Source organism: Candidatus Margulisiibacteriota bacterium (assembly GCA_028706105.1).
In the GTDB taxonomy this organism is placed as follows: Bacteria; Margulisbacteria; Riflemargulisbacteria; order GWF2-35-9; family DYQY01; genus DYQY01.
Genome location: JAQWCF010000049.1, coordinates 1 through 13,991, shown reverse-complemented (window position 1 = coordinate 13,991; position 13,991 = coordinate 1). Strand labels below are relative to the sequence as shown.

The window sequence follows — 13,991 nt, the reverse complement described above, 5'->3', positions numbered from 1 at the left end:
ATAGCAAGAGCAAGAATTGTATGATAATCGTGTACTATTCCACCATCTGAGCAAATAGGAACATAAATGCCTGTTTCTTCAAAATATTCATCTCTGGCTTTGGCGACTTCAATGATCGCAGTTGCTTGGCCTCTTCCGATGCCTTTTTGTTCTCTGGTAATACAGATTGAACCTCCACCAATCCCAACTTTGACAAAGTCGGCACCAGCTTTAACAAGGTAGAGAAAGCCTTCCTTATCTACAACATTTCCAGCTCCTACTTTTGCAGCGTCACCATAAGTTGACTTGATATATTCCAAAGTTTCTTTTTGCCATTCCGAGTAACCATCGGAGGAATCAATGCACATAATATCAGCACCAGCTTCTAGTAAAGCTGGAACTCTTTCTTTATAGTCTCTAGTGTTAATGCCAGCACCAACAACGAGTCTTTTTTCGTGATCAAGTAATTCGTTGGGATGTTCTTTGTGTTCGTCGTAGTCTTTTCTGAAAACAAGGTTTGTTAAATGGCCTTTGCTATTAACAATAGGAAGGCAGTTGATTTTGTGTTCCCATAATAAATCATTAGCTACATTCAGGCTTATACCTTTTGTTCCTATTACTAATTTATTGATAGGAGTCATGAATTCAGATGCTTTTATGTCAAGAGAATTTCTGCTGATTCGATAGTCCTTGCTTGTTATAATGCCCATAAGTTTGCCTGTTGGAGAACCGTCTTCGGTGACAGGCATTGTTGAGTGTCCTGTTTTCTTTTTTAATTCTAAGACATCAGACAATGTATTGTTTGGATTTAGGTTTGTTGTGCTAGTTACAAATCCAGCTTTATATTTTTTAACTTTTCTCACCATTTTAACTTGTGAATCAATAGGTTGAGATTGAAAAATAAAGGATACTCCACCGCATCGGGATAAGGCTATGGCTAAAGAATCATTAGAAACAGACTGCATGATGGCGGAAACAAAAGGTATGTTTAATTTAATTGCGGGCTCTGTTCCTTTTTCGTACCGTACTAAAGGTGTAGCAAGTATTGTCTTGTCAGGCGTACAATCTTTAGTCGTTAAGTTGGGGACAAGTAGGTACTCATTAAAGGTTCGGGACACTTCTTTATATATTTGGGTCATAATTAACTCCTTTATAAGTTGGTATATAATATATCACGAAGAAGCACAGGGTTAAAGAAGAAGAAAATAGTGCTATACTATAAATTAGTGAATGAGGGGTTATTATGAGCGAGATGATAGAAATTAAAAGGGTAAGCTTGGATGAAGCTAAACAACAAGGTATTCTTAAGTGGGGAATCTGGGAGAAAGAAGTAAGTGAATTTCCTTGGTATTATGAAATTACAGAAGTTAGCTATATACTTGAAGGTGAGATAGAAGTTACTCCCGACGATGGAGAAATGGTTCAGATTAAACCTGGAGATTTAGTTACATTTAAAGCAGGACTAAGTTGTACCTGGAAAGTTAATAAAGCAGTTCGAAAACATTATAGTTTTTAAATAGAAAAACTTTCACCAATGTATCCGTAAAAAGATTTTTCTTGGAATTTTGTTTTTATTTCATGAAAGGCGAGTAATCCAGTGCAGTGATTAGTTACGATTTTATTTAAGCCAATTTCTTCCATTTTACTGATAATATTCTGTCTTCTTGTTTCTCCTGATGACCTTAAGTGTAATCCTCCAAAAACCATATTTATTGGTAAATCAAATAAGTCTTTTGCTGTTTGCATAATGTTGGTGACACCTCGATGGGCGCAACCAGTTATGATGTTAACGTGTCCATTTTTTATAATTGCAATAAACAATTCATCTTGAAAAGTATCAACAATAGTCTTCTCACTTTCATCAACGAACATGTTGTGAAAATTTGTAAGTTCTTGGTTGTAGATTTTGGCATTAGTAATAAGGTGAACCCCTTGGCTTATCTCGGTATTGGTTTTTACCATGGTCGCTCTTTGTTGAAGAAGAGGTTTTAAATGAGTGGGTATGCCAATATATTTATTAATGTTAAGTTTATTCTTGAGTGCGTCTGGGTGGAGGTAAATTTTTGCGGAGTTGTTTTTATCAAAGAAAGAAGTTAGTCCACTTGTGTGATCATAGTGGCCATGACTGATTACAAGGTCTGTTATCTCTGCTAATTTTATTCCTAGGTTCTTGGCATTTTTTGCAAAAAGTTGACTTTGACCAACATCCATCAGAATTTTTTTATTATTAACTTCAAGCAGAACGCTTAATCCATGCTCACCATACAAGGGAGAATGTGGTGAATGATTATCAATAATAGTTGTTATTTGAATATTACCCATTAAGCTATAATATCACTTAAGGAGATAAAATAAAAAACATGACTGGCGATTTCATTGTTTCAAAGTTAAAAATTTTAGTAGATTGCTCTAAATGTGAGCAGTGTTGTAAATTTAATTTTAATATAGGCGAAAAATATGCCTTTGAAGATTTGCCATTAAGCGGGTTTCCTAGAGATTTATGTGAGGTGATTTTAGAGAAAATAGGTGATGAATATATTATTCCTGAGCATTGTAAATATTATGATGGCAAGTGTGAAATCTTCGATAAGGAAGAAAGACCTATTTTTTGTAATATGTTTCCAGTTATGGTTGCTATGAGTAGCCGAGGTAGAGTGAATGTTTATGTTGATAAGAATTGTCCAGAATGGAACATGATAGAAAAAAAGTTCAAGCAAAAGGATTTTTCAGATGATTTTTTTCAACATGTAGTTGCAGCAATAGAAAGCAATTTATTACCGCTGGTATTTAAAAAAGAATATGAAGACCTTGGATATAAACTGAAAAAGCTAATCTGATTTGTTGTCTAAGATATCATAAGTCGCTATAATAAATTCATGACAAATTTTGAAGATAAGATTATTTCAGGTAAAGTTATTTCTCAGCAGATTAAAGACGAGGTTAAGGAAGAAGTTGTTGCCTTAAAGGAACAAGGAATTTATCCTAGCTTGGTTGTTGTTTTGCTTGGAGATGATCCTGCTTCTCATGTTTATGTTAGGAATAAAGAGCTTGGTTCTGCGTATTGTGGAATAGAGTCTACTGTTATTAGGCAAAGCAAAGACATTAAAGAAGAAGAGTTGTTACAAATTATCGATGGATTAAATAAAGACAAGAATGTACATGGTATTCTTGTTCAGATGCCTATACCGGAACACATTAGTAAGGAAAAGGTCATCTTAGCAATTAATCCTGACAAAGACGTGGATGGTTTTCATCCTTTTAATGTCGGACAATTATTATATGGGAATTCTGAAGTGCTACTTCCTTGTACTCCTTCTGGAATTATGGAGTTGCTGGATAGATCTGGTGTAGAGATTGCAGGTAAACAAGTTGTTGTAGTTGGTAGAAGTAACATTGTTGGTAAACCAATCTTGCATATGCTTTTAGACAGAAATGCCACAGTGACAATTTGTCATTCAAAAACTGTAGACTTAGCCTCTGTGACAAAACAAGCCGATATTTTAATTGTAGCTATTGGGAGAGCCAAGATGATAACAAAAGAACATGTTAAAGAAGGTGCCGTTGTGATTGATGTTGGAGTTAACAGAATAGACGATAAACTTTATGGTGACGTTGATTTCGAAGCAGTGGCTCCAATAGTTTCTAAAATAACACCTGTTCCTAGGGGAGTTGGCCCGATGACAATTGCAATGTTAATGAAAAACACAGTGAAAGCAGCAAAACTGAGTAAATAGTAATCAGCAGTTTGGCACCGACTGGCGCAGGACGGGTTTCTTGATAAGGGAACTTTTAACAAAAGCAGTTAAAGGGAATTTCGTGTCTTGAAAAGGGGGAAAGCTTATTATGGCAGGAGAAACTTTTCAGAAAATTTATGATTTTGTTAAAGAGATACCCGTTGGTTATGTTGTGAACTACGGAATAGTAGCTAACGCTATTAATACTTCCTCCAGAGTTATAGGCTTTGCCTTACATAGTAACCCTGACCAGTCTAATATCCCTTGTCATCGTGTTGTGTTTAAAGATGGTTCGCTTGCAAAAGGTTTTGCTTTTGGTGGCGAAGATAAACAACGTGAAATTCTTGAAAAAGAAGGAATAAGGTTTGATAATGAGGGCAGGGTTTTGCGAAAGTATTTTTGGGAGGGGTAAGCTTGTTTGATCGTTTAAAAAATTTATGGAATTTAATTCTAGACTATAGAACCCAAAAGATAAACAGACGTACGCTAGTGGTGTTGCTTGTAACAGCATTCATTGCATTATTTTTGCTTTTGTGTGTCTTATTGATAGCTGGGGCTCACCAGTCCAAACAGAGAGCAGAAGAGGCAGCAAAGCCAGAGATTTTAAACCTTAGAGGATATATTTATCATGGGCCAGAAGTGAGTGCTTTTAGGAAATGCGATGGGATAGTCGAATATTGGGTTACAGGCAATTTGGGTATTGATTTATGGAAAATTTATTCTGATTTAGCCCCAGAAGAGTATCAACCGGTTTATATTGAAATGAAAGCTCAGTTATTGCTAAATGAACCAGGGGTTAAGCGTGCCGATTATGTGGGAGAAGTGTTGGTTAAAGAAGTGTATCATTTAGCTTATGAATCGCTAGGTTGCGAAATGGAGAAAAATTATAATTATTTATTACATGGTAATGAGCCATTTTGGAACATTATTATTGATGAAAACAGGGGTGTTTTTATTCAACAATTAGGAACAGAAGAAATTTATGCAACATATGCGAAGCCTACCAAAACAGATAATGGCATTCAGTATGATTTAATAAGTGGAAGCAGTCCAATCACTATCAAGATAAGGGAAATAGACACATATGATAGTATGTCTGGTGCTTATTATGGATATTCTGCCTATGTTAAATTAAAAGATAAAGTTTATTATGGTACTGCCCTCCTTGGGAGACCTACATTCTAGAGTCAATTTGGGCTGAACCATTTTGCACCGGATAAAACCAATATAATTTAGCTGAAATATTTTTAAAACAGATTCGAATACTTCTTACAAACAATAATTATAAGAGGAGACAAGTGTATGTTTAATAAGATAGTAGCAACAGTTATATTAATGAAAAAAGAAAATAGTAATGTTGTTACTGTTAAAGAAGTAGAAGAATTTGCTGTAACTCTTAATGGTGGAAGTTCTTCGTTAAAAGCTTCTTTGTATCAGCAAGGGTTTGGTCAGTTGTTTTCTGCAAATTGCATAAATTTAGGCACAGCAGCTAGCGCTATTAAATTTGAAATAAACGGTAGTAAAGAAGTAGCAAACGTAACATTACAAAATCATTCTGATGCGATTAAAGAAATTAGAGAATTTATGCGTAGTAGGTTCACAGGGGTTATGCCCGTAGCTATTGGTCATAGGCTTGTCCACGGTGGCGATCTTATAAAGAAAGCAATGTTAGTAGATGAGAGAGTAAAGGCAGAGATAAAAGCTTGTTTTAGCTTAGCTCCGTTGCATAATCCAGCTAATTTAGATGGGATTAAGGCTGTGGATGGCGATTCCGAATGGAGCAAGTTATCACAAACAGTAACTCCTGATACTGCTTTTCATGTAAACATGCCTTTTTGGGCAAAACAATACGGAGTGTCAAAGCAATGGCAAGAACAATACGGTTTAGAACGATATGGTTTTCATGGGACTTCGTATGAGTATGTTTCTAGAATGTTCAAGTTATTCAATTTGCTACCAACTGAAGAGAATAATGTGGTTATTGCTCATTTAGGTAATGGTTGTAGTATGGCAAAAATACAGGGTGGAGTCGGTGTTGATACTTCTATGGGGCTAACCCCGTTGGAAGGACTAATTGGTGGGACACGAAGTGGCGATATTGATTTTGGAGCAATAGTAATGATTGCAAAACAGTTAGGGAAAACTATTGAGCAAATGGAAGAGATTCTAAACAAAGATTCTGGCTTGTTGTCAATGTACGGAAAAGGTACAAAGGAAATGTATGAAATCAGAATGGCGGCAGAAAAAGGCGACCAAGAAGCATTGGCTGTTATGAAAATCGTGGCTTATAGAGTTGCAAAGTACTTTAGTTCATATCTTGGGACAATGGATAGCCCTAAGGGCATAGTTTTTACAGGAGGCATTGGAGAGAATGACGGGTTTTTTAGAAAGTTGGTTTTAGACTTTATGCCTTTTTTTCAATTTCAAATACTTTCAGCTAATAGTAAAAGAGGAGACACAGTTAAAATTGCAACTACTCCATTTTTGCAACATGGGGCTTGGGTTATACCAACAAATGAAGAACTTATTTTGGCAGAGGATGCATTAAGTGTTGCAAAAACAGGCGTCTCACCAAAATTATATTCTTTTGAAATACCCTAAACAATAGATTTTCGTTTGCAAGTATGACAACATTTAGGTAAACTTATTTGTGATATTATTTTTTAATAAATTTCTGTAATAATTATGAGATACTTTTAGGTCTTTGAATATAAGAGAAAATTTTTTATGCACAAAATAAAGTTTAGTAGGAGGACACAGAATGTTAGAACTTAAAAAAGGTAAAGATATCTTGTCAGAAGTAGGAAAGATAACTTCCATTAAAGAGGCAAGAGGTCTTATTGCAAAACAGTTAGATAAAAAAAACCAAAATAAGTTAGCAATGATTAAAACAGAGGATGCGATTATTAAAATAGCAAACGCAATAAGCATGTGCACTCCTGACTATGTTTTTATTGACACTGGTTCTTCAGAAGACATCCAATTTATAAGAGAATATGCTTTAGAAAGAGGAGAAGAGAAGAAGCTAGCGATTGATGGACACACTATCCACTTCGATTTACCAGAAGATCAAGGAAGAATGGTTAGCCAAACTTTGTATATTGTTAATCCAGACGAGAAGATAAGTTCTTTGGCAAAAAAAGAAGTGAGAGAGACATCATTGCAACACATAGAAAAACACATGACTGGTATTATGACAGGGAAAACAATGTTTGTTGGGTTTTTCTCAAGAGGTCCAGTTGGCGCCGAGGCATCAACTCCAGCAATAGAAATATCCAGTTCCGCATATGTTTTCCATTCTGCTGAAATATTATACAGAAATTGTTTTGCAGATTTTGATAAAGAAGTAAAAAGAAGAGGATTGTTTTTTACTAATGTACATTCGGAGGGTACAAACACATCGGAAGATATTCCCAATGCTAGAATTTATATGGATAGAAGCTGGTTAACAACTTATTCTATGCTTTGCACATATGCTGGGAACACCTTACTTATGAAGAAAGGCAACCATCGGTTTGCAGTGGATGTTGCAGTTTATATGAAGAATGGACTAGAACTTTCCGAGCATATGTTTATTACTGGAATGACGGGGCCAAATGGTAGGAAAACTTACTTTGCTGGCGCTGCTCCTTCTGGTTGTGGAAAGACAACTACCGCTATGGTAGGTACTGATTTTATTGGTGATGACCTAGCCCAGCTTTGGATTGAGAAAGATGGTACGTGTAGAGCTATTAATCCAGAAAAAGGTATTTTTGGAATTGTTGAAGACGTGAACCAGGAAGGGGATCCTTTTTTGATGAACTGTCTTCGCGAACCAGGTACTGAGGTTATTTTTTCTAATGTTCTTCTTGATGAAAACAATAAACCAAGATGGGTTGGAGATGGAGAGCCAATGGCTAGTAAAGGTATAAACTACCAAGGCGAGTGGACTCCTGACTCAAAAAAGGTAGATGGTTCCTCAATAGCACCATCACATGCCAATTCAAGGTGTACACTGTTAGCAGAAGCAATCCCGAATCACAATAAGAAAGTTAATGCTGACCCAAAGGGCGCAGAGATAAGCGTTGTTACATATTCTGGTAGAGATGCTGATACGATGCCACCTGTCTGGGTTGCTAAATCAATGGATGATGGTGTAGTTATTGGTGCTTCCATCGTGTCCAAAGCAACAGCAACAGAAGTTGGTGCGACGGGTATTAATAGACAGCCTTGGGCAAATGCTCCTTTTATTCCTGGTTCTTTAGCTGAATATATGGATGCTCAATTTAAATTTTTTAACAATCCAAAACTTAAGAAAAAACCAGTTATGTCAGGATTAAATTATTTCTTAACTCATGACAATAGAGGCAGTTCAGGAAAAGGGCTAATCGGTGAGAAGAAAGATGTAAAGGTTTGGTTAGGTTGGTTAGAGTTGTATTCTCATGGTGATGTTTCTTCTATTCAGACACCAATTGGATTTATTCCAAAATACGAGGACTTAAAAAAGTTATTTGTTGGCATTGGTAAGGATTACTCTCAAGAAACTTACACTATGCAGTTTTCTTTATATATAGACAAAATTATTAGTCGGATAGATTTGCAGACAGAGGCATATAATAAAGAAGAGAATATTCCTGTTAAGTTGTATGAAGTCTATGAAAAGCAAAAGGAAGAGTTATTAGCACTGAAAGCTAAAAAAGGTGCGATTGTAAAACCTCAAGACCTATAAACATTTATAAGCCCAGCATTGCTGGGCTTTTTTGTTTCTCTTTAAATTTTAATTTCTTTTAAATACTTACTTATTTGTGGATTTTTTTCTACTCCTGAATAAATTTCTCCAACTTCCGCAGCTACAAATAAAGAATGGATAAAAGGGATAGTATATGTTGGCGTAATAAGCTTTGGCTCCTTGGAGTCTATTGCGAAGAGGTCAGTCTCCTTATCACAATGAGGACAAATCATTGTCGCCATGTTTTCAATTAGTCCCAAGATTTGAATGTTTAATGCTTTCAAAAAAGACACTGCTCTTTTAACATCTAGTAACGCCATTTGTTGTGGAGTTGTAACAATGAAAGCTTTAAGGTCAGGGATAGCATTAGCTATGGTGATTGGTTCATCTCCAGTTCCCGGAGGACAGTCGATAATTAAATAATCCAGTTCACCCCATTCAGTGTCTTTAATGAATTGAGTAATCATTGTTGTTTTCATTGGACCTCTCCAAATGATGGCGTCATCTTCTTTTTTCATCATATTGGCGATAGATACAATTTTTAGGTTTTCGTTATATTCAATTGGTTCAATTCTTCCAAATGTATTCGCTAGTAGTTTTTGATTGTTGATATTAAAAAGTTTTCCTTGTGATGGGCCATGTATGTCTATATCGAGAAGGCCTACTTTGTTCCCTTGTAGGGCTAGATGACTGGCAAGTAATGCAGAAAAAGTACTTTTACCAACACCTCCCTTATTGCTCATAACTAATATTTTGTTTGTTACAAACGATAAATTATTTTCTGGTATTTCTTTGTTTTTCTTATCCATTTATTTGCTCCTTCTTTTGTGCTTTTATTCCAATAAAACTACCTTCTCCGTAACCTTCTTTTGTTGGCTGGATAGAAGTATTATTTGTATGATCTTCAAATAAAGTTTGTTTTATTTCTTTGATTTTAAAGTTATTTTGTGTAAGCATCTTGTTGATTTCTTCAGTACTGTAAAAGAAAGCATTTTTGTAAAACTTATTTTGTTCTTTGGTTGCTAGATAACGTTGTCCAATAGTGCTATTTTTATCAATAAATCCTAACACCAAGTAGCCATTATTTTTTAAAATACGAGAACATTCTGTGAGGGCAAGTTCTGGATTCTCAATAAAACAGATGGTTGTGACCATGAGTAAACAATCAAAAGAATTGTCGGGGAAAGGCATTTTTTCGGCTTTAGCTTGTTGTACAGTAATTCCTTTATTCTCTGCAAATAGCTTCATTTCATAAGAAGGGTCTATTCCTTGTTTTATGTTTAGTGCTTGCGCAAATCTTCCAGTTCCCACTCCTATTTCAAGACAATTGTTTGATTTTGGCAGAAGAGACTTTATTAAAATGAGCTCGGATAACCAAGTTTCCTCATGGCGATTAAACCAATCATCATAATCTTGAACATTGTTGTCAAAAATATTAGAAGAGGTTCTCTTTGCCATAATTTTCTTTCCACCAATTATTATATTTTATAGAGTTTTCATCATAAGAGCTTCCATTGTTTTGTTTTTGAAATTCTTCAGCGGAGAGGCAGAACGTGTAGTTTTGGCAGTATTTTGTTACAATTTCGTAAGCTTTCATTAGTTCAACAGTTTTTTTGTGAGAATCGTTATCTTTAGGTTTTTTGTCAGGATGAGTTTCTTGCATTAGTTTGTGGTATTGTTTTTTTATTTCACTAAAGGTTGTTAGGTCATCGATATTTAATAGCTTTTTAGCAGCTTGAAACTCTTCATAAGTTGAAGTCATTTTATTTTCTCCCAAATTGTTTTTAATTGGTTGGATATTTCATGGTTAGGATGAGTTTCAATGATTGTTTTTCCTTCAATTAGCGATTTAACAACAAGTTTATCGTATTTTATTTTTCCTAACAACTCACTGTTATTGCGTTGGCATATTTTTTCAATTTCTTTAGTATTCTTGAGATTGATGTCATATTTGTTGATGATTACTTTGGATGGGATATTGAAATGTTTGGCCACAGCTAAGATTCTTTCTAAATCGTGGATTCCAGACAATGTCGGCTCAGTAACTATAACAGCAAGATCTGTTCCAACAATAGCTGCATTGACTGGGCAACCAATGCCTGGAGGTCCATCAATTATGATATATTCGCTATTGGAGTCTTCTGCTAATTTTCTAGCTTTTTTTCGAACTTCTGAGACTAATTTGCCCGAGTTATCTTCTCCAATATACAAATTAGCGTGGATTAGCATATTTTTATTGTTGTTGAATTGAGAAATGTAATATTCTCCGGCAAGGTTTTGTTCTTCTGTTATTGCTTGAGTCGGGCAAACAAAAAAACAGGCGCCACAGCTTTCGCAGGCAATGTGGTCAATATTGTAATCATTACTAATAGCATCAAATCTACAAATTTCTTGGCATTTTCCACAGGAAATACACTTGTTATGATGGATAGAATAGTTTTTTCCAGAATAGAAAAGAAACTTTTCTTTGACGATAGGATTAAGGAGTAAATGCATGTCTGCTGCATCGACATCACAATCAGCTGTAATGAAATTTTTTGCTATTTTAGTAAAGCAAGCGGTTATCGTAGTTTTTCCAGTTCCGCCTTTTCCGCTAATAATGGTTATTTGTTTAGCTTTCATGGTTTTGAAATCCTTTAACTTTTTTTTGTATTTTTTCTGACAAATTTTCAAATATTTTTTTGTATTTTGGAAGCGTTGTTATTAGCTTCCCTTCAGAGTAAAGCTTGGCAATTGTTTTTGAATGAGGTATTTCTAAAAGTATTTCTATATTTTTCTTTTTACTGTAATTTTCAATGATGTTTCCGCCGAGTCCGCTTTTGTTAACGATAATTCCCATCGGAATATTTAGCTTTTGAACCACTTGTACAGCCAGATCAAGGTCATGGAGCCCAAACGGAGTTGGTTCAGTAACCAGGAGCACCATGTCAGCTCCTGTTATTGCAGCTATTACAGGGCAGGAAGTTCCTGGTGGGGAGTCGATAATGATATGTTCCGTAGAAATTGGTAGTGCTTTTAATTGTTTAATAATGGGAGGCGCCATGGGTTCTCCGATATTGAGAGTTCCAGTAATCATAGGTTTGTTATTAATCAATGTTTCCTGTATTTTGCCTATTATTTTTGGTGTTTCTGTGATGGCTTTGGTGGGACAAAAAAAGGTACAACTACCGCATCCATGACAAAGTTCAGGGAATACAAGCACTTTTTGCTTAGCTGAAATGATTGCATTAAATTGACAGACTTCAGCACATTTACCACAGTTATTACAGATATTTTGATTAACTTCAGGAATCATAATATGGAAGGATTGTTCCTTAACGTGAGTCCCTTTTAAGAATAAATGGCCATTAGGCTCTTCAACATCACAATCAATATAAGTTGAATTGGGAGTGACGTTAAAGAGGTTGGTTGAGATAAGAGTTTTTCCGGTCCCTCCTTTCCCACTGGCAATTGCAATTTTCATTTAGTGAGATCCTGGTACTGTAGCAGATTTAACTTCAATTAATGTTCCTGCTTTTAGGTCAGCAATTACTTCGGTAATTTTTTTTACATTAGATTGAAACATTTTTATTTCAAACGAGGCAAGACCTCTTGAAGCATTGGGCCCGTAATTTCCTGATATTACTGCTTCTACATTTTTATTGGCTACAAGTTGAGTCGCACTAGTTCCTGCGCCTCCAGTAATATTGACGTTTTCAAGGTTATTTATGCTTTCAATGATTTTTTCTGTCTCAGTGTCAATTATTAAATAATAAGCAGCTCTACCAAAACGAGGATCAAGGTCTGATGAAAGAGTTTCTCCAGTTGAACTTATGGCAATTTTCATTGTATTTTTCCTTTCTAAATTTAATGTGCCTCGTGGTCACAAACATTTTTGTCTAGTCCGTATCCCTTGCCGCCACCTTCTGTGCAGGTAGATTCTCCAGCTGTAAGTTTTCCAGAAGTGTAATCTGAGATAACGTTTTCTATACTACCAGTAATACCAGTTATAACGTTAATCTTGTATTCGTCAAAAAAACCAACAGCTCTTGGCCCCATGCCACCAGCGATAATAGTCTTAACGTTGAGATTATTTAAAAATTCTGGAATTTTTCCTGGTTCATGTCCGGGATTATGTACTAATTCTTTAGAAATTATTTTATTTTGCTCTATTTCAAAGATAGTATAAGAAGGACATCTTCCAAAATGTTCTGAAACATAATCGTTGTCAGTAGCTATGGCGATTTTCATATATTTTTACCTCATTTTTATTTTTTTAGTTGCAATATTTGTTGTTTACAAGGAGGCTATTTTAATAGCCACCCTATATTGTAGCTTTCAATTTGTTTTATTCCTTTTCACTATTTGGGTTTGATTTGTTCCATTTCCAAGGCATCATTCTGCCGAATCCTCGTCCAAGTCCTGCTCCTCTGCCTTGAGAAAATCTCCTCCCAAAACCAAAGAAGTTCCTTGGTTGAGAATTGTTTGTTTGGCAATTACCCATGCCTCTACCGGTCATTGCTCCTTCTCCCATTGGTCCAGTTCCATCTTTTGCTGGCATATTTATTCACCTCCTTTCAGTTCTTCTATATCTTCATGACGGTCTATTTTTATTGCTTTTGATGTATAGATAGCGTCTATTAATTTTTTTCTGCCAGAATACAGGAGTCTTTGTAGTGTCCCCGTAGAAATATTCATTCGTTGTGCAGCTTCAGTTTGATTTAAGTCTTCAAAATCACATAAGTGCATGGCTTCCATTTCATCAAGGTCTAGTATTGTTATTGGTAGACGAGATAGGGGAATACCGCTTGGTTTATAAAAGCTTGCACCAGAAAATTCTCTACAAAATCTTTTTTTTCTTTGAAATGGTGACATTTTTATTCTCCCTATATGTGTGCGTATACACATATTATAGAACTACTTTACTGTTAGTCAAGGCGGAGTTTGATATGCTTGAGGCGTTTATTTTAATTTAAGGTTGGCTATGAAAATTCCGTATTTTTTATCACTGTAGAGCGTATGGTTAATTAGCCAATCTTTTAAGAAGATAGATAAGGGTATAGTTATAGAAGTTTCTCCTGCGGAGAACCTTTCATAAAAAGTTTTTACTTGTGCGGTTAATGCTTCATGTTCTTTTATATGGTTTTTTATTTCAGGATAGCCATAGGATTCTAATAAAGATTCTTCTGTTAGAAAGTGATAGGCCGTATAGTCTAAGAGCTCTGATAAAGTTTTTTCTAATACATCTCGACCATTACCAGCTTTCATATTTTCATGTAAGGTGTTGATTAACTTAACAAGAGTTTTATGTTGGTCATCACACTCTTTGATGTTGTTGATGTAATTGTCATTCCATTCAAATAAAACCATTTTATCTCCTATATTAATTATATTTGTAGCAAAAACTAGCGTAACAAATAGTGCAATTGTTTTATAAAACAGTGATTATTATAACACTTTCCCAAAAGTCGCTACTATGAAAATAATAATTTCTTTGATGGTGAAATATTCATAAGTAATTTAGGTAATAATAATGTCTGCAATTGCTGGTGTTATTTTTACTACTTTTTATTTCTCTTATTATTAATTAG

The 13,991-nt window shown here is 35.1% G+C and carries 19 protein-coding genes; 7 read left to right on the top strand and 12 right to left on the bottom strand.

The features are described from left to right. Positions 1-1,118, bottom strand: a 1,118-nt coding sequence (locus PHF25_06170) for an IMP dehydrogenase (GenBank protein MDD4527606.1), incomplete at its 3' end; no start/stop codon positions are given. A gap of 104 nt (positions 1,119-1,222) precedes the next feature. Here PHF25_06170 and PHF25_06165 point away from each other — a divergent pair. After that, positions 1,223-1,495 carry a cupin domain-containing protein gene (locus tag PHF25_06165; protein ID MDD4527605.1) on the top strand — a complete coding sequence of 91 codons (273 nt, stop codon included), beginning with the start codon at positions 1,223-1,225 and terminating at the stop codon, positions 1,493-1,495. Here the strand turns inward: PHF25_06165 and PHF25_06160 are convergent. Continuing rightward, positions 1,492-2,301 (bottom strand): MBL fold metallo-hydrolase, encoded by an 810-nt coding sequence (locus PHF25_06160; protein MDD4527604.1) that lies wholly within the window; start codon positions 2,299-2,301, stop codon positions 1,492-1,494. The two genes, PHF25_06165 and PHF25_06160, sit on opposite strands and share 4 nt — an antisense overlap. 38 nt (positions 2,302-2,339) lie before the next feature. On the opposite strand from PHF25_06160, the gene PHF25_06155 reads away from it, so the two are divergent. The 6 genes from PHF25_06155 (at position 2,340) to PHF25_06130 (ending at position 8,421) form a co-directional block, all read left to right on the top strand. Beyond that, the gene (locus PHF25_06155) at positions 2,340-2,816 is read left to right on the top strand and encodes a hypothetical protein (GenBank protein ID MDD4527603.1); all 477 of its coding nucleotides are present in this window, start codon (positions 2,340-2,342) and stop codon (positions 2,814-2,816) included. A gap of 39 nt (positions 2,817-2,855) precedes the next feature. Next, the gene (locus PHF25_06150) at positions 2,856-3,713 is read left to right on the top strand and encodes a tetrahydrofolate dehydrogenase/cyclohydrolase catalytic domain-containing protein (protein MDD4527602.1); all 858 of its coding nucleotides are present in this window, start codon (positions 2,856-2,858) and stop codon (positions 3,711-3,713) included. A gap of 109 nt (positions 3,714-3,822) precedes the next feature. Further along, complete coding sequence (locus tag PHF25_06145; GenBank protein MDD4527601.1) at positions 3,823-4,125, top strand: MGMT family protein; 303 nt, start codon at positions 3,823-3,825, stop codon at positions 4,123-4,125. Between the two features lie 2 nt (positions 4,126-4,127). Beyond that, on the top strand, positions 4,128-4,898 hold the full coding sequence (locus tag PHF25_06140; GenBank protein ID MDD4527600.1) for a hypothetical protein: 771 nt from the start codon (positions 4,128-4,130) through the stop codon (positions 4,896-4,898). Between the two features lie 117 nt (positions 4,899-5,015). Beyond that, on the top strand, positions 5,016-6,314 hold the full coding sequence (locus PHF25_06135) for an acetate/propionate family kinase (protein ID MDD4527599.1): 1,299 nt from the start codon (positions 5,016-5,018) through the stop codon (positions 6,312-6,314). Between the two features lie 160 nt (positions 6,315-6,474). Further along, the gene (locus PHF25_06130) at positions 6,475-8,421 is read left to right on the top strand and encodes a phosphoenolpyruvate carboxykinase (GTP) (GenBank protein ID MDD4527598.1); all 1,947 of its coding nucleotides are present in this window, start codon (positions 6,475-6,477) and stop codon (positions 8,419-8,421) included. 41 nt (positions 8,422-8,462) lie between these two features. Here PHF25_06130 and PHF25_06125 read toward each other — a convergent pair whose 3' ends face one another. From PHF25_06125 to PHF25_06080, 10 genes are all read right to left on the bottom strand, one after another. Further along, positions 8,463-9,230: an Mrp/NBP35 family ATP-binding protein gene (locus PHF25_06125; protein MDD4527597.1), complete on the bottom strand. Its 768-nt coding sequence runs from the start codon at positions 9,228-9,230 to the stop codon at positions 8,463-8,465. Next, a complete protein-coding gene (locus PHF25_06120) occupies positions 9,223-9,879 on the bottom strand; it encodes a class I SAM-dependent methyltransferase (protein MDD4527596.1) in 657 nt (218 codons plus the stop codon). Before PHF25_06120 ends, PHF25_06125 begins: the two co-directional genes overlap by 8 nt. Further along, positions 9,857-10,183: a DnaJ domain-containing protein gene (locus PHF25_06115; GenBank protein MDD4527595.1), complete on the bottom strand. Its 327-nt coding sequence runs from the start codon at positions 10,181-10,183 to the stop codon at positions 9,857-9,859. Before PHF25_06115 ends, PHF25_06120 begins: the two co-directional genes overlap by 23 nt. Next, the gene (locus PHF25_06110; protein ID MDD4527594.1) at positions 10,180-11,043 is read right to left on the bottom strand and encodes a P-loop NTPase; all 864 of its coding nucleotides are present in this window, start codon (positions 11,041-11,043) and stop codon (positions 10,180-10,182) included. Before PHF25_06110 ends, PHF25_06115 begins: the two co-directional genes overlap by 4 nt. Continuing rightward, the gene (locus PHF25_06105) at positions 11,033-11,884 is read right to left on the bottom strand and encodes an ATP-binding protein (protein ID MDD4527593.1); all 852 of its coding nucleotides are present in this window, start codon (positions 11,882-11,884) and stop codon (positions 11,033-11,035) included. Before PHF25_06105 ends, PHF25_06110 begins: the two co-directional genes overlap by 11 nt. Continuing rightward, a complete protein-coding gene (locus tag PHF25_06100) occupies positions 11,885-12,247 on the bottom strand; it encodes a NifB/NifX family molybdenum-iron cluster-binding protein (GenBank protein ID MDD4527592.1) in 363 nt (120 codons plus the stop codon). 20 nt (positions 12,248-12,267) lie between these two features. Further along, positions 12,268-12,651 (bottom strand): NifB/NifX family molybdenum-iron cluster-binding protein, encoded by a 384-nt coding sequence (locus PHF25_06095; protein MDD4527591.1) that lies wholly within the window; start codon positions 12,649-12,651, stop codon positions 12,268-12,270. A 97-nt stretch (positions 12,652-12,748) separates the two neighbouring features. Then, the gene (locus PHF25_06090) at positions 12,749-12,961 is read right to left on the bottom strand and encodes a DUF5320 domain-containing protein (protein ID MDD4527590.1); all 213 of its coding nucleotides are present in this window, start codon (positions 12,959-12,961) and stop codon (positions 12,749-12,751) included. Between the two features lie 2 nt (positions 12,962-12,963). Beyond that, positions 12,964-13,275 (bottom strand): DUF134 domain-containing protein, encoded by a 312-nt coding sequence (locus tag PHF25_06085; GenBank protein MDD4527589.1) that lies wholly within the window; start codon positions 13,273-13,275, stop codon positions 12,964-12,966. A gap of 87 nt (positions 13,276-13,362) precedes the next feature. Further along, positions 13,363-13,770 (bottom strand): bacteriohemerythrin, encoded by a 408-nt coding sequence (locus PHF25_06080; protein MDD4527588.1) that lies wholly within the window; start codon positions 13,768-13,770, stop codon positions 13,363-13,365. Between the last annotated feature and the right edge of the window lie 221 nt (positions 13,771-13,991).

What these genes read in the sequence shown, in the direction of transcription:
- PHF25_06155 (MDD4527603.1), top strand. Translation starts at nt 2,340, where the DNA reads ATGACTGGCGATTTCATTGTTTCAAAGTTAAAAATTTTAGTAGATTGC.
- PHF25_06145 (MDD4527601.1), top strand. Translation starts at nt 3,823, where the DNA reads ATGGCAGGAGAAACTTTTCAGAAAATTTATGATTTTGTTAAAGAGATA.
- PHF25_06120 (MDD4527596.1), bottom strand. Translation starts at nt 9,879, where the DNA reads ATGGCAAAGAGAACCTCTTCTAATATTTTTGACAACAATGTTCAAGAT.
- PHF25_06165 (MDD4527605.1), top strand. Translation starts at nt 1,223, where the DNA reads ATGAGCGAGATGATAGAAATTAAAAGGGTAAGCTTGGATGAAGCTAAA.
- PHF25_06115 (MDD4527595.1), bottom strand. Translation starts at nt 10,183, where the DNA reads ATGACTTCAACTTATGAAGAGTTTCAAGCTGCTAAAAAGCTATTAAAT.
- PHF25_06090 (MDD4527590.1), bottom strand. Translation starts at nt 12,961, where the DNA reads ATGCCAGCAAAAGATGGAACTGGACCAATGGGAGAAGGAGCAATGACC.
- PHF25_06080 (MDD4527588.1), bottom strand. Translation starts at nt 13,770, where the DNA reads ATGGTTTTATTTGAATGGAATGACAATTACATCAACAACATCAAAGAG.
- PHF25_06160 (MDD4527604.1), bottom strand. Translation starts at nt 2,301, where the DNA reads ATGGGTAATATTCAAATAACAACTATTATTGATAATCATTCACCACAT.
- PHF25_06095 (MDD4527591.1), bottom strand. Translation starts at nt 12,651, where the DNA reads ATGAAAATCGCCATAGCTACTGACAACGATTATGTTTCAGAACATTTT.
- PHF25_06135 (MDD4527599.1), top strand. Translation starts at nt 5,016, where the DNA reads ATGTTTAATAAGATAGTAGCAACAGTTATATTAATGAAAAAAGAAAAT.
- PHF25_06105 (MDD4527593.1), bottom strand. Translation starts at nt 11,884, where the DNA reads ATGAAAATTGCAATTGCCAGTGGGAAAGGAGGGACCGGAAAAACTCTT.
- PHF25_06110 (MDD4527594.1), bottom strand. Translation starts at nt 11,043, where the DNA reads ATGAAAGCTAAACAAATAACCATTATTAGCGGAAAAGGCGGAACTGGA.
- PHF25_06130 (MDD4527598.1), top strand. Translation starts at nt 6,475, where the DNA reads ATGTTAGAACTTAAAAAAGGTAAAGATATCTTGTCAGAAGTAGGAAAG.
- PHF25_06125 (MDD4527597.1), bottom strand. Translation starts at nt 9,230, where the DNA reads ATGGATAAGAAAAACAAAGAAATACCAGAAAATAATTTATCGTTTGTA.
- PHF25_06085 (MDD4527589.1), bottom strand. Translation starts at nt 13,275, where the DNA reads ATGTCACCATTTCAAAGAAAAAAAAGATTTTGTAGAGAATTTTCTGGT.
- PHF25_06150 (MDD4527602.1), top strand. Translation starts at nt 2,856, where the DNA reads ATGACAAATTTTGAAGATAAGATTATTTCAGGTAAAGTTATTTCTCAG.
- PHF25_06100 (MDD4527592.1), bottom strand. Translation starts at nt 12,247, where the DNA reads ATGAAAATTGCCATAAGTTCAACTGGAGAAACTCTTTCATCAGACCTT.